Raw genomic sequence first — 20,722 nt, forward strand, 5'->3', positions numbered from 1 at the left:
CCCCTTTAATCATTTTCTTTTTGTTTCCACAGCATACATTCCAACAACAAGACAATATGTTTTGAAATAGTGTTGAATATTAGCAAACAATGCATATAGGCCTGGTAAGTAGTGAGAAGAATCAGCACCTGTTATTCCTTTCAACATCATAAGCCCATACCTTTCGCAATTATATTTTTCATAATCTCATTCGTTCCAGCATAAATCGCGCTGACTGGAATATCACGATAACGCCGCGCAATCTCGTATTCTTCCATATATCCGTATCCACCGTGTAGTTGTATGCACTCTGCTGACACTTTTTTTGCGAGATCTGTTAACCACCACTTTGCCATCGATACTTTCGTTACGATGTCCTCACCATTCATATGACCTATAATACAGTCATCTACAAATGTTCTACCAATCTCAATTTCCGTATACATTTCTGCTAATCGAAATTGTACCGCTTGAAAATCACTTATACTTTTCCCAAACGCTTTTCGCTCTTGGACATATTTTTTCGTTATATGTAACATTACTTCCGCTGCTGTTTTCGCGGCGATTGCAACGATGAGACGTTCTTGTTGCAACTTTTCCATAAGATAATAAAAACCTTTTCCTTCTTCCCCTAACAAATTCAAAACAGGGACTTTTACATCTTCAAAAATAAGTTCTGCTGTATCTTGACTATGTAAGCCAACCTTTTTAAGCTGTTTCCCTCTCTTAAATCCCTCCATTCCTCTTTCTAAAACGAGTAAACTCATGCCTTTATGAGCAGCGTTGATATCTGTCTTACAAACAACGATAACTAAATCTGCATGAATACCATTTGTAATAAATGTTTTTTCACCATTTACGACATAATAATCCCCTTCTTTCCTTGCCGTTGTTCGAATACTCGCCAAGTCCGAACCTGCTCCTGGCTCCGTCATTGCAATTGCAGTTATATATTCACCGCTTACGCATTTTGGTAACCAGCGCTTCTTCTGTTCTTCCGTTCCATACTGCATGAAATATGGAACGACAATGTCATTGTGTAAACCAATTCCGATTAGACTCGATCCAACCTTTTCAAGTTCCTCGTTGACGATAACCGAATACCCAAAATCAGCACCAGCTCCACCATACCGCTCATCTACCATTGGACAAAGAAAACCTTTACTCCCCATACTCGTCCAGAAAGAACGAGGAATTATCCCATCTTCTTCCCATTCGTTATAGTATGGATATGCTTCCTTTTTTAAAAATTTATGAAAAGCATCACGAAAAATGTGATGCTCTTCCTGTAAATACTTATGCTTCATCATATCCTCTCCTTGGATTCCACTTCTGTCACTTGGCTACGTAAAATAAATTTTTGAATTTTACCGCTCGCATTTCTGGGCAGTTGTTCAACAAATATATAGCGACGTGGACGTTTATAATCAGCAAGCTTATCACTTGATTTACAGTACTCATCTAATATCTCTTCGGTAAGAGACTGATCTTTTGAAACGATGTATGCTAGAACACTTTCTCCCCAAAGCTCATCTTTCTCGCCGAGCACTGCAACATCTAAAATGCTTTCATGCGTATACAAAAAGTCCTCGACTTCACGCGGATAAATATTTTCTCCGCCACTAACAACCATATCGTCAACACGATCTGCAACATACAAATAACCATCTGTATCTACATAACCTAAATCACCTGAATGGTACCAGCCCTTATAGAGCGCTTTTGCTGTCGCCTCTTCATTGTTGTAATACCCTTTCATCAAACAGGAACCTCGCACAATAATTTCTCCAATTTCATACGGTGGTAATATATCATCTGGCTCAGATGGCCCTTCTTCATTTGGACGAACAACGCGAATTTCATGATTATAGGCAGCTTTTCCTGCAGAACCTACTTTAGTAATCTGCTCATTTTCTCGTAAAAAAGTAATTGCAGGCCCCATTTCTGTCATACCATAAGCTTGTACTAATGAAACATTCAATTTTTCATCACATGCTTTTACAAGTGCCGGTGCCATTGAAGCTGCTCCATATAAACCGTACCGAAGAGATGATAGATCATACTGTATTAAGTCTTCCTGCAACATCATATTCCACATTGTAGGTGCTGCAAACATAACAGTAATCTTTTCTTTTTCAATCGTTTCAAGAACATTCTTGGCATCGAAATGGTGCAGAATAATATTTGTACCACCGCTATGCACCCTTGGCACGAAACAACAATGCAGCTCCGCACAATGAAACATCGGTGCTGTTACAAGACCACGACTATTCTCGTTGTAATGTAAATACGCAATTCCCATCAAACTGTGGTCAATAATTTCTCGATGACGGTGAAGTACACCCTTCGGATAACCGGTTGTTCCACTTGTATACATAATAGAACAAATATCATCTTCTTTTACTTCTACTGCTTCAAATTTCGGTAACGCATTGGATAGTTTCTCTTCATAGGAAATAGAAAACGATGGACGATTTTGATCAATGTACCAGAACTGAATATGAGGGAATTGCTTATGAATACTTTGTACTTGAGAGGATAATTGTTTTTCAAAAAGTACGATTTTTGGAGAAGCATCTTCTAATATATAAATAAGTTCCTGTGGTTTTAGTCTAAAATTAATTGGGTTAAATACGGCTCCAATTTTCGCACAAGCGAAACATGTGGTTGCTAGTTCGCTACTATTAAAGAGAAATGTCGAAACGCGGTCACCTTTTTGTATACCACTTTTTTGGAGTGCATGAGCTAGCTTATTTACCTGTTCATTCCATTCTGTATACGTCCAGCGAATATTTTTTTGCGGTTCAACAATTGCTTCTTGATTCGGATACTTTCCAGTAGTCAGTTCAAGTAATTTTCCAATCGTTATATACAATATATTTCCCCCTTTCAAATAAAACGCTTCTCATATAGAGCATGTAGCAATGTAGTAACTCGGAGATATTATATCAATTTTCAGAATATTTTAAAAGTAATTCTTTCGATAACGCGGAACTTTAATCAGTGGTTTTTTTCATCTCCCACTGATTATTAGCCCGCCCTATCTATCTTTTTTGCTCTAGCTGAACGTTGAGATAAGGGCCTTACTTCTCTTGAATAGCAGGACAAATTCTTACAACAAAGTATTTTGTAATTGAAAGAGAACATAAGCAGTTTCAATTTTTTAGTAGAAAGGCAGTCACTTACACTTCACTTGATACTTTTTCCTCTATTCGTTCTACCTTCTCAATCATAATCCCTTCCTCATCCCACTTCACAGCGCGATAATATGCATCATGATAAAAGGTGAACCACGCTTTCTTTTCTGCGCCATACTTCATCCATTTTTGCTTATGTTCAATTGAAGTCATTGGATAATCATCATATGCCATCACCCATAATACATTTTGATGAGCATGTGTTGGCAGTAGATCAGCTAAATGAAGCATTGTTTCTCCCTGACTTTCGAGAACAATAACAGCATGTCCATCACTATGCCCACCTGTGTGCACCATGCTTACTTCATCTGTAATTTGCGTTTCCTCTTTAAAAGTAACAACTTGCTCTACAATCGGCTCCCAATTTTCTTTCCAATATGTATTACGAGAGCGAATATTAGGATTTCTCATTTCATTCCATTCTGTCTCTGACACATACACTTTTGCATTTGGAAACGTCGGAACAAGCTCATCACTTTCCCATTTTGTTAATCCTGATGCATGATCAAAGTGAAGATGTGTCATTAATACGTAATGAATATCTTCGGCTGTTAGACCGAGCTCCACTAGAGAATGTTCAACTGACGATTCTTCTGTTACACCTTGATTCCGCTTCATTTTTTCAGTCATTTTATTATTTCCAATTCCTGAATCAATGAGCATATTTCCTTTCTTCGTTTGTACAAGCAACGGATCTGTTCTTAAATAAATATGATTTGTATCATCATATTTATATTTACGTGACCATAAGACTTTTGGTACAACACCAAACATTGCACCTCCGTCTAAGTGGGTATTCCCACCACTTAGCCATGTCACTTTGATTTCTCCAATTTGTAAACATTCCATTTCTATTCCCCCTTTTTTCCCTTTTAATTTTAACACAAAATTCAGAATGTTTTCCGCAACAAAAAACCTGTGCATTATTGCACAGGTTCCGTACGATATTTCGCTTCAACACGATAAATACGATGTCCTTTATTAGAAAATTTCTCTTCATATTCGGTCATAATATTTCCTTCAAAGTCACTGTTATGAAGGTCCAGGCTCAAGAACGTTAACAACATACCATACTCGGCCATGCTCATAAGCGAGTATTCAAATAAACCTTGGTTATCTGTTTTAAAATGAATTTCCCCGCCCGTTACTAGCACTTCTTCATAATTACGTAAAAACGTTTTATACGTTAAACGACGCTTCTCGTGACGATTTTTTGGCCATGGATCTGAGAAGTTTAAATATACACGGTCAATTTCGCCTTCTGCAAAGAAAATTGTTAAATCTTCAGCATCTTTATTAATTAATTTTAAATTTGGTACTTCTTCTTCAATTAACTTATCAAGCGCATCTACGATAACACTTGTGAATTTTTCAATTCCAATATAGTTAATATGTGGATTTGCTTTTGCCATCTCATAAACGAAACGACCGCGACCTGTTCCTACTTCAATATGGATTGGATGGTCATTTCCAAATACCTCTTTCCAATTGCCACAACGCTCCTCTGGGTTTCCAATTACAAACTGTGAATACTCATTAATTTGATCCATTGCATATGGTTTATGTCTTAAACGCATAGATGTCTTCCTCTCTTTACTAGACTATTTGTAGAAGGTTCCTTCCTTCTTTCTTTTTTAATTATTCTATCAAACAAAAAACCAAGTACGTACGAGCACTCGGTCCGTTTCTTTCAAGTATAAGGTGTTCCATTTTGATACAAACTACCAAGAGCATAGAACGAAACTTTCCTGCTGAAACGTTTCGTTAGCCAATGATTAGCTACTCCTTGGCGAAATAGAAAATTTCTCTTACTTGTTCAAATTGAACAACAATCGAAAGGATGATCCAATCGTGCCGATTAATCAACAACATCAATTAGAAATTTTAAAAGATATTCTAGTCAATCACCAAAGTGATTGCTGTGGAACGGTTTCTGAATGCGAACAATTAGAACGGCTCATTCAATCATTGCTTGCAAACGATAATGTGAACAGCGACGTAAAAGCGATGCTAAATGATGTATATTACTATAGTCAATCGGGTAAATATTCTCCTGATTTAGACAACCATATTTCTAGTAATCAAGAACAACTTACGCAATGGATTTCTGGAATGGACAATTTTTCTTAAAGTATTTATTCTGAAGCAAGTAGTTGCTGTAAATATTGATGCCAATATTCAGCTTCTGCTTGCTGCTTTTTTGTTGTATGCCATTGAACAGATAAAATAGTTTGTGCCACTACATACCACTTCATACGATGAACCAATGATTCATTCATTTCAATTCCATAATACGCTAACCATTCGTCCCATTCGTGACGCGGAACATACCAATATAATAACATGCCAAGATCGAGAGCAGGATCCGCAATAAGCGCTCCATCCCAATCAATTAAAAATAATTCATCTTCGTCCGATAATAACCAATTGTTATGATTGACGTCACAGTGGCACACAACAAACTCATCATATTCAACATCTTTCAATGTAGCTTTTAAATATCGAAGTCCTGTCTGAATCGTTTCATCCGTTCTTAAGTCTCCTCTTAAAACAAAATACAATTGCTCGAATAACTCCTGCGCATGCAGGGGCTGTTTTCCAAGCCTTTGTATCATCTGCACAAGTGCTTTAGACGAATGTATTTTTTTTAAAAGCTTCGCAACACGCTCAAGTTTCATATCCTCTGGCTCTAGCTTTTGTCCTGGAAGCCATTTTTGAGCTGAAATCACATCACCGTTCGTCACTCTTCTTGTCCAAAGTAATTTTGGAACAATTCCTTCTGCCGACAATACCGCTAAAAAAGGCGATGTATTCCGCTTTAAAAATAGCTTTTGTTGTCCATTTTGCGCAATATATGCATCGCCCGTTGCCCCACCAGCGGGTATAAGACTCCACTCTTCTCCTAATAATTGTTCCAACCATTCCATATTCATTACCCGTTAACAAATCCTTATCTTTTATAGTCATAAAATGAAAAACCGCAACACCTTTTGAACATGTTGTGGATTCATATGAAAACTCCCGCGACCTAGATCCTTTGAATCTTGAAGCGATGATTTCTCGTGCACCTACACTAACAGATGGTTAACACAAGTGGAGTTAATTGCCTGATGGCACAACCCCTCTATTCCACTGGCAAATGCCCCCTGGAACTACTTTTTTAATATTTTATATAAAGACAGTTACTAGCAATTCATCTTCATCCACCAAAACTATACTACGCATATTCCTTAAGGATGGAGTTTTCCTGCTTTTTTTGATAAAAGAAAACTTGGTATGGGCCAAGAAATCAAGACAAACTAACCGTCTATTCTTTTATATTTTACAAAACCAATAATACAATGACAACTTATCAAAATCGTCACCTTTGTCAATTCTACATTTATTATATTCGCATCGTCAAGTAGCGATTTGTCACATTATCGCCAATATATACGAGCTAATCGGAGCCATTTGAAGTTCATTTCCTTGAAATGAAGAAATCGGCTGTACTTTTGCTTTTGCACTGTCTGCTAATACGCACCACATTTCATGTTTCGGCAGTAAAATCGTTTCTATTTGCATACCACTATGAAACAACACCACAATTTCCTTCCAAGGACCGAACTCCCCTACATTTTGTAAATGATAAGCAACAACAGTAGGAGATGTTTGTAAAAATGTCATATGCTTCTTTATAAGATTCGCTGACTGTAAGCGCAACGCTCCATGTGTCTTACGAATTGCAATTAACCCTTGTATATAAGCAATTGTTTCTATTTCTTTCTCTTTTTGATCCCAATCGAGTTGATTAATTTCGTCAAGCGCATTATAACTATTTTCATTTCCTTTCTTAGAACGATAAAACTCTTGTCCTGCATGTAAAAACGGAATTCCTTGTGAGAGTAATGTCATCGCGGTGGCTAAACGATGGCGCCTTTTTTGCACTTCTTCCGTTTCCTGATTGCTGCGCACGAGTTTATCCCACATCGTCATATTGTCGTGACATTCCACATAGTTAATACTTTGAATCGGTTCTAAAAATAACCCATCTCCTTTTTCATTTGCCAGACTTCCCATTAACACATATTGCAAATGCACAGGGTCTACGCTTCCTCCAAATGCAAAGCCACGTTTACTTACATCAAACGTGCTGCCTTTTATCGCATCACGAAATTGATCATTGAACTGCGCGATTTGTGGCATTTTATTCGCATTGTTAAGCGTAGCCTTCTCTTCTGCCGGAAGCGGTGTTTGTAGCTCCCAGCCTTCCCCTAATAACAGCGCATCCTTTTTTATGTTTCTTACTTCCTTTTCTACTTCATTCATCGTTTCTACATCTAAAATTCCCATTAAATCAAATCGAAAACCATCAACATTATATTCAGTAAGCCAATATAAAACAGAGTCTATTATAAATTTCTGCATCATTTTCCGCTCAGATGCTAGATCATTCCCAACTCCTGTTCCATTTGATGGCATGCCATTTTCATCATGTCTAAAATAGTATCCTGGTACAAGCTTTTCAAAAGATGATGTTTCTCGTTCATATACATGATTATATACAACGTCCAAAACCACACGGATTCCATGTTCATGAAATTTTTCAATAAGTTTTTTACAATCTTTGATTCGATTATAAGGATCGGTAGGATCGCTTGCATATACTCCCGTTGGTACGTTGAAATATAGTGGATTATAGCCCCAGTTATACGCCGCAAACGGCCGTTTTTCATCTACTCCAGCAAAATGATGAAGAGGTAAAATTTCAACATGTGTAACTCCTAATTCTTTTATATAGGAGAAGGCCGTTTTTGTCCCAAGTTTTCCTTTCGTATTCTCTTCTGTTAACCCTGCATATGTCCCCTTTTTTGCTACGCCACTATTTGGATGCATAGTGGCATCACGAATATGCAATTCATAAAGGATTGCATCAGCGAAAGATTCCAGTTTAGGTAATGCAGTTTGTTCTTTTATATATGTCTTTAGAGGATCAATCACAATTCCATACTTACCATTGACTGATACGGATTTTGCATATGGATCTACAGCTTCATTCCAAATTAAATTAATACAAACGAGAAATGTGTACCTAGCGAGCTCCAAGTCTCCTTGTAAAATATAAGACCAAACACCATTTTCTCCTCTTTGCATCTCATAATCCGCATACTCTTTATCATTTTTATAAATCCTTACTTTCGCAAGTCTTGCAGTGGGTGCCCACATTTTAAAAGCTGTTTCTTCTTTCCTATAACAAGCTCCTAAGTCTCCACCAGCATAATAGTATTTTTCATCAAATACAGCTGTTCGAATAACCGCTCCAATTTGTAAGTCTGTTTCTTCATTTCGCTCATCTCTCACTGTGTAATACTTCCCCACATCAAGTGGATATTCTACACAGCATTCATACTTCGTTGCATCTGGAAGAGAAATGATTTGAGAAACTTTAAGCTCCCATACATGATTTCCTTCCTGCATACAAAATGTTCGGCTGGTTCCGTACGCATGCGGGAGCAAAATTGTAATTTTATTCATTTCATCTAAATAGGCTTCAAATGGACGCTTTACTTTCAGCATAAAAAATCACCATCATTCTCGAAATTAAAATGAAACTTCCATAAGCGGGGATGGGAGAATTCATCCCCCACCTATCTTTCTTATTTCTCTCTGAATCTTGAGGTAGAGATCTTCCGCCCGCGTATAAAGAGGATAAATTGCGGCTATGTCGAACAGAAAGAGATTTCCACTCATTTTCTACTTCTGTTTTCACATGGCAGGGGGGCTAAAAAAAGCACTGTCCGTTTCTATCCTTAAGCAGATCCTCTCTCCCGTATAAGGAATAGTTTTATGTTGGTCTTTCAATTCGTATTCATGTACACACAAGCTTACTATTTTCTATAGTATATTCACATTCGTAAGAAACGTTTTTATACTTTAAGTTTCTGTAACTTTATTTCATAAATTGGCTTATACTTTGGAATTTGATGGACGTGAGACTCGTACAATGTAATGGTATCCGCCTGAAACAACACTGCATCCAGTTGCTTCAGATCTTTAAGATTAAAATTTTCTTCTCCACCCCACTTACGAGCAACAGTAATGTGCGGATGATAAGGACGTGTTTCAAGTGAAAAACCATTTCTCTCACAAATAGCATGCACCTGTTTTTGCAAATCAAATAATGCTCGATTTTCTTTTAATCCAGCCCAAAATATACGTGGACTCTCCACTAGACCGAATGTAGAAAAATTTTGTAGCGTCAGATCTAATTCTGCTGTATTCACAAGGATTTGTAACCCTTTCTCTATTCCTTGCAATTGTTCCTGCGCCGCACTCCCTAAAAAAGCAAGTGTAATATGGTAGTCTTCCTTATGTACCCACGAGCGAAATGGTAACTTGTCCTTCACTTCCTCTTTATAATTTGCAAGTATTTCTTTTATATGATCCGGTAAGGTAACTGCTAAAAAATAATGTGGAACCATTTATATCTTCTCCTTTCTTGTTATTGTTGCTTTTCTTTTGTATCTCATTCAAAAAAGAATCCGCCCTCCGAATGGAGAGCGGTCATATCTCAATATACAATCAGCCTATTTCGCTAATTCATAAATTGCTTGCGCATAAATTGCTGTTGCTTTTAATAGATCTTCAATTTCAATATACTCATCTTTTTGATGCGCAAGTTCTTCTTTTCCAGGGAATAGTGGACCGAATGCAACACCAGCTTTTAATGAACGAGCATATGTACCGCCACCAATTGCTAATAGCTCTGCTTTCTCTCCTGTTTGTTCTTCATATACACGTTGCAATGTACGAATTAAAACGTGATCTTTATCAACGTGATGTGGACGTGAGTTAGAGTAATCAGCTACTTGGAAGCCTTTCTGACCGACATAGTCTTTTAATTTCTGCACTGTCTCTTCAAAATTAGTTGTTACTGGATAGCGTACATTTAAACCTAAGTTTCCACCTTCTTCTTTTGTAAAAGAAAGGCGACCTACATTGATCGTTAACGGTCCGCTAATTTCGTCTTTATAAGAGATCCCTGCTTTTTCTCCAAGCGTATCATTCGTAAATGTTTCTGTAACAAATGCCGCAAATGAAGCACCTTTACCATCAAGAGCAAGCGTTGTTAAAAAGTTCGCTAATAAGAGACCTGCATTTTCACCTTTTTCAGGAGTAGAACCGTGAGCTGAAATCCCTTCCACTTGTAACTTCACAGTATTTCCTTCTACATTTGCTTTTCCTGTTTTCTTAACAGTTTGTAAGTATTGTTCGTAAGCAGCGCGAAGTTCCGTTACCTTTTCGGTCGTAATCACTGCTTCTGCAAAATCAGGAACCATATTTAAACGACGCCCTGAAGAAAATGAAACAAGTTCATATTCCCCGCCTTGTGTTTCACTATTCTTTTGCACAACTTGTATATCAGAAATCCCTTTTTCCGCATTAATAATAGGAAAATCAGCATCTGGTGCAAACCCAAGCGTTGGCATTTCTTCATTTTTAAAATAATGATCGACACATTTCCAGTTGCTTTCTTCATCCGTTCCTAAAATCATGCGTACGCGTTTTGAAAGCGGCAAGCCTAATTCTTTTACAATTTTCATTGCATAGTAAGCAGACATTGTTGGCCCTTTATCATCAATTGCACCACGTGCAAAAATCTTTCCATCACGAATATCAGCGCTATATGCAGGTGTTGTCCATCCATCTCCTTCTGGAACAACATCAACATGACAAAGAATACCAACCAATTCTTCTCCTTGTCCCATTTCAAGATGCCCTGCATACCCTTCTAAATTTTTAGAAGTAAATCCTTCTACTTCCCCTTTCTGTAACATGAAGGATAGTGCTTTCGCTACACCTTCTCCAAACGGTGCACCTTCTTTTGCTGTTTCTTCTTCCCATACACTTTTAATTTGCAAAAATTGTTGTGCGTCATGAATTAATTCATTTTTTCGTTTTTCAACTTCTTCTGTCCAATTAATTGCTGTCATCACGTATTCACCTTCTTCTATATTCTCCCCTTCATCATAGCAAACGAAAATCAGATATGCCAATAAGAGAAGAATAAATGACGAACAATTACAATATTTCAGATATTTCACATTAATTTTTCTTTTATTTTTTAAAAAAATTTGCAGGAATTTGGCGGTTTACGTAGAAATTTATGTGATAGTTGATAGAAGAGACATAGAATGTCAACTACCAATATTTTTCTATTTTCATATTTGTTAAACTTTTGTAAAATTTAACTAGGTTTAAGCATGAAATTTGTCTAGTGGAGTACAATGGAAGTAAAGACCTTCTTTCCTGAATGGGGTCAAAAAAACTAGTAGAGGAGTGGTTTTCTCTTGAAACCTACGACTACTCGTATGCTAACACGCATTAAATCAATTTATATGTACATCAATGAGAATGGTACGGTAACGACGAAAGACCTTGTAGATGAGTTCGGGATCACACCGCGAACGATACAACGTGATCTGAATGTGTTGCAATTTAATGAACTCGTGTATAGCCCTTGCCGCGGTAAGTGGACAACAACAGGAAAGAAAGTGAGAATGACCTCGTAACGAAAACAATTGTATCTAAAATATAATACATACCCCTTTCTGTGAAATCAGAAAGGGGTTCTTTCTATTTTTGGAATCGGTCTCACTCTTGACTCTCTGTTTGAATTTGATACGTTTTTAACATTTCTACTTCTTCATCTGTTAATTCACGGTATTGACCAAGCTCTAATTCTTCATCTAATACTAAAGGTCCCATCTCTGTTCTCTTTAAGTAGACAACTTTTTTCCCAACCGCTTCAAACATACGCTTCACTTGATGGAATTTCCCTTCTGTAATCACAAGCTCGATTTCAGAAACATCGTCACTTTTCAAAATGGTAAGATCGCCCGGCTTTGTTTCATAGCCATCATCTAAAATAACACCTTTTGCAAATTCTTCTATATCTTTCTCTGTTACAACTCCAGCTACGTGTGCATAATATTTTTTCGGCACATGCTTTTTCGGAGATAATAACTGATGCGCTAATTTACCGTCATTTGTTAATAGTAGAAAACCTTCTGTATCAATATCAAGTCTTCCAACTGGAAACGGCTCAAAAATCGCATCTTCAAGTTCTAATAAATCAACAACTGTTTCATGATTGTCATCTTCTGTTGCAGAAATAACGCCTTGTGGTTTATGCATCATTAAATATACAAATTCTTTGTATTCAACAACTTCTCCATGAATTGTAACTTCTTGCTCCTCTACATTCACATGAAACTTCGCATCTTTTACTGGCATTCCATCAATTTTTACAACGCCATCCTTTAATAATTTCTTTACTTCTTTTCTACTTCCGTATCCCATGTTTGCTAACAATTTATCTAATCTCAATTCTTTCACCTTCTTTATTTATCATAGAAAAGGGGACGTGTATTACGCCCCTTTTGACTTCATCTTTAATTTCAATCTACGACCAAGTTTACGCTGTATCTTTTCTAAAGCTTCCCCGCCAAATACTCTTTCTAGTACTCCTGTGCGGATTGCTAAAAGTCCGTAAGTAAGGCCACCAATCCCTGCACAAACTGCAACGGTAATAAGTGCACCAAATCGGCTCTCAGGTGAAATCACAAAGGATAGAAGTCCTTGTGATAGTTTTACGACAACGACCATCACAATTGTTAATATTGCAATTTGGAATGTTCGTTTATATACAACACCGAATGAATAGTGTGCATGTTTTCGAATTTGTTTATTCGTATATAAAATAGAAGCTAAGAATCCAATACCTGTTGCTAAAACAGCTCCAATTGTACCGAAGTAACGGATTAAAACCACATTACATAAAAACTTCAAAACAACGCCCATGCCAAGCGCAATAATCGCATGTTTTTGTTGGTTAATCCCTTGTAAGATTGCCGCAGTCACTGTAAATAAAGCAAATAATAACGCAACTGGTGCATACCACATAAGGATTTGTCCACCTAATGGATCCTTTTCATAAAACGCTGTATAAATTGGATACGCAAGCGTAGAAATACCAACTACCGCTGGTAATGTTAAAAACATATTTGCCTGGAATGTTTGCGTAATTTGTAATTTTAAATAACGAAATTGTTTTTCTGTAAATGATTTTGTGATTGCTGGAACAAGCGTTAAACTAAACGCCGTTGCAAGCGACACAGGAATCATAATTAACTTATGCGTCCACATCGTAAAAATACCAAGTGCTCTCTCTGCAATATCCCCTTGTCCAATCGCTTGCATAATAGAGTTAAATGTTAATGTATCAATTTGTTGATATAAAGGAATTGTTAATCCAATGACAACATAAGGAATTGCATATGCAAATAATTCTTTAAATAATTGAAGTGTACTTACTGTTGATTCTGGTACAGTTTGTTCAATTAAATATTGATCGAGATGTTTTTTACGTTTTAACCAGTACCAAATCAACACACCAAGCGCTCCCACAGCTGAAACAAATGCTGCAAAAGTTGCCACTCCAACAGCGGTTGCTACCGAGCCACCTATCACTTTAATAACAATAAAACTACCCGCTAGTAAAAAGACAATGCGGATAATTTGTTCAATAATTTGTGAAACTGTCGTCGGTCCCATTGATTGATGACCTTGGAAGAAACCACGAATTAAACTTGCTGCAGGTACAACAATAAGCGCAAAACTTACGAGACGAATAATCATTGTAACGTCTTCTATATTATTGTGTACACTTTGTTTCCCGAGCATTGCGTGTGCAAATAATGGCGCAGTCATGTAAAGCACTAGGAAAGAAAGAATCCCTGTTGCAATCATCATAACCATTCCCGAACGGAACATTCTCCGGCTCGTTTTATAATCTCCAAGTGCATTATATTTGGAAACAAACTTTGAAACAGCAAGCGGCACTCCCGCCGTTGCAATACTTAAAAAGATTGTATATGGAATGTATCCATACGTATAGAGCGTTCCGCCTTCTGTGCCAACTAATGCATGAAATGGAAAGACGTAAATCATGCCTAAGAACTTAACTAAAAAAGTTCCTAACGTCACAATAAGCGTTCCGCGCAGAAATTTTGAATCGGACATAGATGATCCTCCTACATATATAACGCTGAACTCTAACCTTTGTATTGTACCACAATTTTTCAGAGAAACAGTACCTCACTGAATTTTTCTTTTCTACGAAAACATGCTATTCTTTTAGGCAGGAAATGTAGAAAATGAGGTCGATATACTATGCATTATGATGTGATTGTCATCGGGGGCGGCCCTTCAGGATTAATGGCCGCAATCGGTGCTGCGGAAGAAGGCGCGCGTGTCTTGCTTCTTGATAAAGGAAATAAATTAGGACGTAAACTTGCAATTTCTGGCGGCGGGCGCTGTAATGTCACAAACCGTTTACCACTTGATGAAATTGTAAAACATATACCAGGAAACGGTCGCTTTTTATACAGCGCTTTCTCTATTTTTAATAATGAAGATATTATTACATTCTTCGAAAAGCTTGGCGTAAAGCTAAAAGAAGAAGACCATGGCCGCATGTTCCCTGTATCTAATAAAGCGCAATCTGTTGTTGATGCGTTATTAATACGTCTAAAAGAACTCGGTGTTAAGGTGCGTACAAATACACCCGTTGAAACTGTTGAATATGAAAACGGACAAACGAAAGCCGTTGTACTCCAAACAGGTGAAGTGCTTGAAACAAATCATGTGGTAGTTGCTGTTGGCGGGAAATCTGTTCCTCATACTGGCTCAACTGGAGATGGTTACGCTTGGGCTGAAAAAGCTGGGCATACAATTACTGAGCTTTTCCCAACAGAGGTACCAATTACTTCAAATGAACCATTTATCCGTGACCGTACACTGCAGGGTCTTGCTTTACGCGATGTAAACTTAAGCGTATTAAATCCAAAAGGAAAAATTGTCATTTCTCATAAAATGGACATGCTCTTTACCCACTTTGGCATTTCTGGTCCAGCTGCTCTTCGCTGTAGCCAATTCGTTGTAAAAACGATGAAAAAATTTAAAATGCGTGCGGTCGAAATGAGCATCGATGCACTGCCAGAAGAAAATAGTGAACAGCTCTTCCAGCGCATGATGAAACAAATGAAAGAAGAACCGAAAAAGGGAATCAAAAATGTGTTAAAAGGATATGTTCCTGAACGTTATTTCCTATTCTTATTAGAAAGAAACGGAATTGACGGTAGCGAACAAGCTGGGCAAGTTTCTCACGAAAAGATTCGCGCACTTGTGAAAGACTTTAAAGAATTCAAAGTAACAGTAAACGGTACACAGCCACTTGAAAAAGCTTTCGTAACAGGCGGCGGCGTTTCTGTTAAAGAAATTTACCCGAAAGAAATGTCTTCTAAATTAATGAATGGCTTATACTTCTGCGGAGAAGTTCTTGATATTCATGGCTATACAGGCGGCTATAATATTACTTCCGCTCTTGTGACAGGCCGGATTGCCGGAACAACTGCTGGGCAAAATGCAAAAGTGCAGTACTAAAAAAGAGACAAGAGGGGATTTTTTCCACTCCTGTTTCTTTTTTGTTGCCTTATGTAGCTTAGTAGCTTTATATTTTATATTGTTGAATATTATAAAGGGGAAAACATATGAGAAAAAAAGTCATGATATCTTTAATGTTAATGACGTTTCTTTCCGCTGTGGAAGGAACGATTGTTAGTACAGCAATCCCTCGTATAACGAGTGATTTATCAGGCGTTGAACTTGTTAGCTGGGTATATGCGATTTATATGCTCGCAACTGCAGTCTCGACTCCAATCTACGGAAAACTAGCCGATTTATTCGGACGTAAAAAAGTACTGCTCATCGGCGCAGCCATCTTTTTAATCGGTTCTGCACTATGCGGAATCGTGACATCGATGGAACAATTAATCTTCTTTCGCGCTCTTCAAGGTATAGGTGCCGGCGCTGTTATGCCAATTACAATGACGATTATCGGAGACTTATATAGTGAAGCGAAAGACCGTGCAAAAGCACAAGGCTGGATGAGTGCTGTTTGGGGCGTTTCAGGTGTTGTTGGACCGCTAGTAGGTGGATTTTTAGTTGATTCTCTTTCTTGGCGCTACATCTTTTTCTTAAACGTTCCATTTGGAATTCTTGCTTGTGCGATGATTGCAATTTCTTACAAAGAGTCAATCAAACCAGCAAAACACCATATCGATTATCCTGGTGCAATCATCTTCTCACTAAGTACAATCGCGTTACTCTATGCACTCTTAACAGGAAGCAGTAAGCAAAACTGGGGCGACATTACAATTATAGGTCTTTTAATCTTTGCGGCTGTTTCATTCCTTATTTTCTTATTCGTTGAGAGAAAATCCCCGGAACCATTAATTCCGTTAACACTTTTCTCTAATCGTACGTTATCAACTGTAAACATCCTAACATTGATTGCTGGCGCCATGATTATTAGTATTACAATGTACCTTCCAATTTGGAGCCAAGGTGTATTAGGAAAAAATGCAACAGAAGCAGGACTTATTCTTATGCCAATTCCTGTTATGTGGACATTCGGTGCAATTTTCTCTGGGAATTTAGTTGGTAAGTTACAAACGAAACAAATCATTTTACTTGGAGCTAGCATTTTATCAGTCGCTACCTTCTTATTATTCACATTATCAATTCATTCACCAGCATTTCTAATTTATGTTGCTGTTGGACTATTCGGCCTAGGAATGGGGCTTATTACACCAATTTATATGGTAACCATACAAGCAGCTGTTCCTGCACATACACGCGGTACAGCAGTCGGCTTAAACACATTTATTAATACATTTAGCCAAACATTAGGTGCCGCTATCTTCGGAACAATCTTTAATACGATGATTCATAAACAAGGAATACAAAACGTGGACCTTATCTCAGGCGGGCACGGCACAGCAAATGTCGTAACAAAATCACAAGAAGCATTAGCTTCTAGTGTCCATGTTATTTATATGAGTACATTTGTGCTCGCACTTCTTACACTATTTATCGGTTGGCTTCTATTAAAGCCTAGCAGTCAGACGGCTGAACAGTAAAAAAAAGGATGATCGCATATAACGATCATCCTTTTCTATTTATCAAGCGTTCATATTTCACAACACTTATTCCTCATTTTCCACCACATATTTCAGCATGGACAATTTATTGTTCCAAAACTGTTCATAATAGGAAAGCCATTCTTGTAATTCAGCTAACGGCTCAGGTTGCAACCTATATATCTTTTCTCTCCCAACTTTTCTTCCGCTTACTAATTTCGCTTCTGAAAGAATGTAAAGGTGTTTCGCTACAGCTGTACGACTCATTGGAAAGTGATCTGTTATTTTAGAAATTGGTAATTCTTTTTCTGTTAATAACCGGAGTACTTCTCTACGGGTTGGATCAGCAATTGCTTGAAAGACATCATATTTCGCTGCTGATGAGGACACTTATCCTTCAACAACCCTTTTCAGTTTTTCATTTACAATCGCTACCCAGCCGCCTGCCATTCTACCCTGAATAATAGAACTTTTCTCGTTTGCTTTCGGAAGAATTGTATCAGGCTGCTTCCATCCACCATGAATAAGAGTAAACTCCGTTTTATCCCCTAAATCTTTCAAAATAAATGAAACGATCCAACCATCTGTATCCCATGAAAAAGATAAACGATAAGGCTCATCAATTTCTAACACCTTGCATGGAGATGGTCCAAAAGGTGATTGTACATGAAACTCATGTCCTACCTTCGGCTCAAAGTCATTTGGCATAAACCAAGACGTAATCCCTTCTGAAGTTGATACTACATTCCATACTTTTTGAATAGGCGCTTCAAAAATAACTGTTTGTTTAATATCTTGTAATGTATTTTGCTGATCCATACTATTTCTCCTTTATATAGGCTGTTACAATGTAACACCTTTTGGTTTCGCTTTATAATATAACACCTTTTAGTTTCACGTCAAGAGATCTCCATTTGCCTGTTGAGAAATTCTCAACATTTTTTCAACAGGACAAACACCAGTGAAACAGTTCCAGCTAGAAAAGAAAAACTGGCCCTACAATCCATTATGAACACTTTACCAATCCATATAATGTCTACTTAAAACATAAAAAAGAGCTGGATCCCCAGCTCTTTTTTATGTTTTATAGACTACCATCGCCGAGAAACAATAAATTTGATTTTCATCGTCATTAATCGATACACCAACTTGATATTTAATATCTACAAACTGTTCATCATCCAGCTTCTTCAAAAACACATTTACGGAATCTTCTAAGTCCTTTTCATGACTTTCATCAAACACCTTAACGCGGATCATGTTAACACCATCCTAGATCACAGCTCTCCGCCGCTCCATTATTGCCACGGTGCGTATCTATGATGCGATAAAACTTACCATCTTCATATATATATCCGTCTTCTAATACATATTGCTTATCTTCAGTATAGACATAAAACTTACCTATCATAAATTTACTTGTATATAATTCTAAATAATTTGATTTAAATCTTGCTACTACCCTATTCGTAATATCAATTTTAATTGTGCGCCCCACCTTCTCTCCCTCCTTTAAAAAGAACGGATTTAGGTATATTGTATTAACGATTTTGCATTTTATGATTAAAAATGAGTGGATATGCCTCTTATTTTTACGAACAATTATCTTTTACAAAAAACACCCTAAAAATCGCCACAAAAATTATTGACTCGAATGTCATTTTTATGATATTATATAAAATTTGACATTTTTATACACATGTGTTATCATTAAGAGTAGTTACCACATATGGAGGTGGATGATTTGTTTCAAATTGGTGATAAGATTGTTTACCCTATGCATGGAGCAGGAATAGTCGAAGCAATTGAGGATAAAGAAGTGTTAGGACAAACACGTCAGTACTGTGTAATACACATGGTTATTAGTGATATGCAAGTGATGATTCCTGTGGATAAAGTTAAAAGTTCAGGTATACGTTTTGTTGTTGACAAAGATACATTAAACGATGTATTAGTTGATGTTCATAATGGCGAACCTGACCACTCACTCTCATGGAAACAAAGATACAATATAAACATGGAGAAGATGAAAAACGGGAATCTCCTAGACGGCGCTGAAGTTGTTCGTGATTTAATTCACCGCAATAAAGAAAGAGCGTTAAATGCAAGTGAGAAACAAATGTTAGACAACGCGCGCAGAATTTTAGTTAGTGAAGTTGCACTTGTGCAAGATCTTTCAGAAAATCAAGCAACTGATTTCCTTCAAGATACAATCAATCATTAATATACAAATTTAAAATAGCATTCGGCTATTTTTTTTTGCCTAAACAAGAAAAAGATGTCTACTTACAGACATCTTTTTCTTGTATTATTTACCATTTAACATCACTAACAACTTCTCTTGACTGTACATCCACACTGTAATAATTAAACATGCAAGCGCCACTTCTGACAGTGCCATAAATCCAATTGCATAATGACCTGTTAGTTGGAATAGTAACGTTAATATTAATGGCGGGAAAAATCCTCCTAAACCCCCTAAAGCTGCGACAAGTCCATTTACAACCCCTGCTTGCTCAGAAAAGTACATTGGTACTAGTTTGAAGATTGTTCCATTTCCAATTCCAGCGCAGAATGCGACTAGTAAGCAACCAAATGTATATACGTTCATACTTGGCATAAACGATAAAATAATTCCAGATAATGTGAGACCAATAAATACGAAGATTAAAATTTTAAATGGATTAAATTTATCACCGAGCCAACCACCAATTGGGCGCATAATCGTTGCCAATACGATGAATCCAGCTGTCCGCATACCTGCATCTACTTTTTCAAGTCCGAAATGAGATACTAGGAAATTTGGTAAGTATACTGTAAATGCAACGAATGAGCCAAAAGTTAAGAAATAGAAAATACATAAGAACCAAAGTTTTTCATTTTTGTATACACCTTTTAACTGTTCCATTAATGGTGTGTTCACTTTTCTCTCATTACGATCACCTAGTAAAAAATTCAGAAGTGCGAAAATAGCAAGTAAGATTAAAAAGGATTGGACAGTTGCTCTCCATCCAAATGAAGTCGCAATAACAGGTGCTAAGAAAGATGTAACTGCTGTCCCTGCATTTCCTACACCGTAAATACCATTTACAAAACCGTGACGCTCTTTTGGATAATACTTCGGTAAGGACGTTACCCCTACAGAGAATACAGCTCCGCCAATCCCTGCAAATAAACCGCCAATAATTAAATCCATCATCGAATTCGCAATACTAATATACAAGACAGGGAATAGTAAAATAATAAAGCTTATAAAGAATAATTTTCTCGCTCCGTAACGATTGGTCCAATAACCAATTGGTATTCGAAGCACCGATCCTAAAATAACGGGTACTGCTGTAACAAGGGAAATTTGTCCTGCTGTTAACGCAATGTCTGCTTTAATAAATGGCATTAGCGAAGATAAAATCACCCATACCATAAAGCCAATAATAAGATTAGAAGTTTGCAAACCTAACTGAAAATTCGGACTTTTCATCCTTTCCGCCCCCTATTTTGTTCAATATTTCACAATATGTGTTA

Annotated in this window: 21 protein-coding genes; 5 read left to right on the plus strand and 16 right to left on the minus strand. The window is 37.2% G+C overall.

All coding sequences use genetic code 11. From position 1 onward, the window contains the following. Positions 1-9 precede the first annotated feature (9 nt). The 5 genes from M014_RS29420 to trmB all read right to left on the minus strand — a co-directional run bounded on the left by M014_RS29420 (position 10) and on the right by trmB (position 4,753). The gene (locus M014_RS29420) at positions 10-150 is read right to left on the minus strand and encodes a hypothetical protein (RefSeq protein WP_155924361.1); all 141 of its coding nucleotides are present in this window, start codon (positions 148-150) and stop codon (positions 10-12) included. Beyond that, positions 147-1,286: an acyl-CoA dehydrogenase family protein gene (locus M014_RS0122640; RefSeq protein WP_026593726.1), complete on the minus strand. Its 1,140-nt coding sequence runs from the start codon at positions 1,284-1,286 to the stop codon at positions 147-149. Before M014_RS0122640 ends, M014_RS29420 begins: the two co-directional genes overlap by 4 nt. Next, positions 1,286-2,854, minus strand: a complete 1,569-nt coding sequence (locus M014_RS0122645; protein WP_026593727.1) for a fatty acid--CoA ligase — start codon at positions 2,852-2,854, stop codon at positions 1,286-1,288. The genes M014_RS0122640 and M014_RS0122645 overlap by 1 nt, the downstream gene beginning before the upstream one ends. 307 nt (positions 2,855-3,161) lie before the next feature. Further along, positions 3,162-4,025, minus strand: coding sequence for a YtnP family quorum-quenching lactonase (locus tag M014_RS0122650; RefSeq protein ID WP_026593728.1), 864 nt, complete (start codon positions 4,023-4,025; stop codon positions 3,162-3,164). A gap of 74 nt (positions 4,026-4,099) precedes the next feature. After that, positions 4,100-4,753, minus strand: coding sequence for a tRNA (guanosine(46)-N7)-methyltransferase TrmB (gene trmB, locus M014_RS0122655; protein WP_026593729.1), 654 nt, complete (start codon positions 4,751-4,753; stop codon positions 4,100-4,102). Between the two features lie 274 nt (positions 4,754-5,027). On the opposite strand from trmB, the gene M014_RS0122660 reads away from it, so the two are divergent. Next, positions 5,028-5,306 carry a YtzH-like family protein gene (locus M014_RS0122660; protein ID WP_026593730.1) on the plus strand — a complete coding sequence of 93 codons (279 nt, stop codon included), beginning with the start codon at positions 5,028-5,030 and terminating at the stop codon, positions 5,304-5,306. A 5-nt stretch (positions 5,307-5,311) separates the two neighbouring features. On the opposite strand, the gene M014_RS0122665 is transcribed toward M014_RS0122660, so the two are convergent. The 4 genes from M014_RS0122665 to pepV form a co-directional block, all read right to left on the minus strand. Continuing rightward, positions 5,312-6,109 (minus strand): phosphotransferase family protein, encoded by a 798-nt coding sequence (locus tag M014_RS0122665; RefSeq protein ID WP_026593731.1) that lies wholly within the window; start codon positions 6,107-6,109, stop codon positions 5,312-5,314. 481 nt (positions 6,110-6,590) lie between these two features. After that, entirely contained in the window at positions 6,591-8,732 is a 2,142-nt protein-coding gene (gene pulA / locus M014_RS0122670) for a type I pullulanase (protein ID WP_026593732.1), read from the minus strand. Between the two features lie 350 nt (positions 8,733-9,082). After that, positions 9,083-9,637 (minus strand): RNA 2',3'-cyclic phosphodiesterase, encoded by a 555-nt coding sequence (gene thpR / locus M014_RS0122675; protein ID WP_026593733.1) that lies wholly within the window; start codon positions 9,635-9,637, stop codon positions 9,083-9,085. Positions 9,638-9,742: 105 nt separating this feature from the next. After that, on the minus strand, positions 9,743-11,149 hold the full coding sequence (gene pepV / locus M014_RS0122680; RefSeq protein WP_026593734.1) for a dipeptidase PepV: 1,407 nt from the start codon (positions 11,147-11,149) through the stop codon (positions 9,743-9,745). A 357-nt stretch (positions 11,150-11,506) separates the two neighbouring features. Between pepV and M014_RS0122685 the strand changes: the two genes are divergently transcribed. Beyond that, a complete protein-coding gene (locus M014_RS0122685; protein WP_000805512.1) occupies positions 11,507-11,728 on the plus strand; it encodes a DeoR family transcriptional regulator in 222 nt (73 codons plus the stop codon). Between the two features lie 82 nt (positions 11,729-11,810). Here M014_RS0122685 and M014_RS0122690 read toward each other — a convergent pair whose 3' ends face one another. Together M014_RS0122690 and M014_RS0122695 are read right to left on the minus strand one after the other, a co-directional pair. Next, complete coding sequence (locus M014_RS0122690; protein WP_026593735.1) at positions 11,811-12,545, minus strand: pseudouridine synthase; 735 nt, start codon at positions 12,543-12,545, stop codon at positions 11,811-11,813. A 42-nt stretch (positions 12,546-12,587) separates the two neighbouring features. Continuing rightward, positions 12,588-14,240 (minus strand): putative polysaccharide biosynthesis protein, encoded by a 1,653-nt coding sequence (locus M014_RS0122695; RefSeq protein WP_026593736.1) that lies wholly within the window; start codon positions 14,238-14,240, stop codon positions 12,588-12,590. Between the two features lie 150 nt (positions 14,241-14,390). Here M014_RS0122695 and M014_RS0122700 point away from each other — a divergent pair, with 150 nt between their 5' ends. Then, a complete protein-coding gene (locus M014_RS0122700; protein ID WP_026593737.1) occupies positions 14,391-15,662 on the plus strand; it encodes an NAD(P)/FAD-dependent oxidoreductase in 1,272 nt (423 codons plus the stop codon). Between the two features lie 107 nt (positions 15,663-15,769). Continuing rightward, positions 15,770-17,200, plus strand: coding sequence for an MDR family MFS transporter (locus M014_RS0122705; RefSeq protein ID WP_026593738.1), 1,431 nt, complete (start codon positions 15,770-15,772; stop codon positions 17,198-17,200). Between the two features lie 66 nt (positions 17,201-17,266). On the opposite strand, the gene M014_RS0122710 is transcribed toward M014_RS0122705, so the two are convergent. The 4 genes from M014_RS0122710 to M014_RS0122725 all read right to left on the minus strand — a co-directional run bounded on the left by M014_RS0122710 (position 17,267) and on the right by M014_RS0122725 (position 18,698). Beyond that, entirely contained in the window at positions 17,267-17,590 is a 324-nt protein-coding gene (locus tag M014_RS0122710; protein WP_026593739.1) for an ArsR/SmtB family transcription factor, read from the minus strand. After that, positions 17,591-18,019 (minus strand): SRPBCC family protein, encoded by a 429-nt coding sequence (locus M014_RS0122715; protein WP_026593740.1) that lies wholly within the window; start codon positions 18,017-18,019, stop codon positions 17,591-17,593. Positions 18,020-18,277: 258 nt separating this feature from the next. Continuing rightward, positions 18,278-18,460: a sporulation protein Cse60 gene (locus M014_RS0122720; RefSeq protein WP_026593741.1), complete on the minus strand. Its 183-nt coding sequence runs from the start codon at positions 18,458-18,460 to the stop codon at positions 18,278-18,280. 1 nt (position 18,461) lies between these two features. Continuing rightward, positions 18,462-18,698, minus strand: coding sequence for a DUF2553 family protein (locus M014_RS0122725; protein WP_026593742.1), 237 nt, complete (start codon positions 18,696-18,698; stop codon positions 18,462-18,464). Positions 18,699-18,929: 231 nt separating this feature from the next. Between M014_RS0122725 and M014_RS0122730 the strand changes: the two genes are divergently transcribed. After that, complete coding sequence (locus tag M014_RS0122730) at positions 18,930-19,424, plus strand: CarD family transcriptional regulator (RefSeq protein WP_170833606.1); 495 nt, start codon at positions 18,930-18,932, stop codon at positions 19,422-19,424. Positions 19,425-19,508: 84 nt separating this feature from the next. Here M014_RS0122730 and M014_RS0122735 read toward each other — a convergent pair whose 3' ends face one another. Then, positions 19,509-20,678 (minus strand): nitrate/nitrite transporter, encoded by a 1,170-nt coding sequence (locus M014_RS0122735; RefSeq protein ID WP_026593744.1) that lies wholly within the window; start codon positions 20,676-20,678, stop codon positions 19,509-19,511. Positions 20,679-20,722: the final 44 nt, after the last annotated feature.

Origin of the sequence: Bacillus sp. UNC437CL72CviS29, assembly GCF_000482345.1 — a bacterium.
Classification (GTDB): Bacteria; Bacillota; Bacilli; order Bacillales; family Bacillaceae_G; genus Bacillus_A; species Bacillus_A arachidis.

Coding starts and splice junctions, on each gene's coding strand:
- M014_RS29420 (WP_155924361.1), bottom strand. CDS start 150: ATGATGTTGAAAGGAATAACAGGTGCTGATTCTTCTCACTACTTACCA.
- M014_RS0122640 (WP_026593726.1), bottom strand. CDS start 1,286: ATGAAGCATAAGTATTTACAGGAAGAGCATCACATTTTTCGTGATGCT.
- M014_RS0122650 (WP_026593728.1), bottom strand. CDS start 4,025: ATGGAATGTTTACAAATTGGAGAAATCAAAGTGACATGGCTAAGTGGT.
- trmB (WP_026593729.1), bottom strand. CDS start 4,753: ATGCGTTTAAGACATAAACCATATGCAATGGATCAAATTAATGAGTAT.
- M014_RS0122665 (WP_026593731.1), bottom strand. CDS start 6,109: ATGAATATGGAATGGTTGGAACAATTATTAGGAGAAGAGTGGAGTCTT.
- pulA (WP_026593732.1), bottom strand. CDS start 8,732: ATGCTGAAAGTAAAGCGTCCATTTGAAGCCTATTTAGATGAAATGAAT.
- thpR (WP_026593733.1), bottom strand. CDS start 9,637: ATGGTTCCACATTATTTTTTAGCAGTTACCTTACCGGATCATATAAAA.
- pepV (WP_026593734.1), bottom strand. CDS start 11,149: ATGACAGCAATTAATTGGACAGAAGAAGTTGAAAAACGAAAAAATGAA.
- M014_RS0122695 (WP_026593736.1), bottom strand. CDS start 14,240: ATGTCCGATTCAAAATTTCTGCGCGGAACGCTTATTGTGACGTTAGGA.
- M014_RS0122700 (WP_026593737.1), top strand. CDS start 14,391: ATGCATTATGATGTGATTGTCATCGGGGGCGGCCCTTCAGGATTAATG.
- M014_RS0122705 (WP_026593738.1), top strand. CDS start 15,770: ATGAGAAAAAAAGTCATGATATCTTTAATGTTAATGACGTTTCTTTCC.
- M014_RS0122715 (WP_026593740.1), bottom strand. CDS start 18,019: ATGGATCAGCAAAATACATTACAAGATATTAAACAAACAGTTATTTTT.
- M014_RS0122720 (WP_026593741.1), bottom strand. CDS start 18,460: ATGATCCGCGTTAAGGTGTTTGATGAAAGTCATGAAAAGGACTTAGAA.
- M014_RS0122730 (WP_170833606.1), top strand. CDS start 18,930: ATGGAGGTGGATGATTTGTTTCAAATTGGTGATAAGATTGTTTACCCT.
- M014_RS0122735 (WP_026593744.1), bottom strand. CDS start 20,678: ATGAAAAGTCCGAATTTTCAGTTAGGTTTGCAAACTTCTAATCTTATT.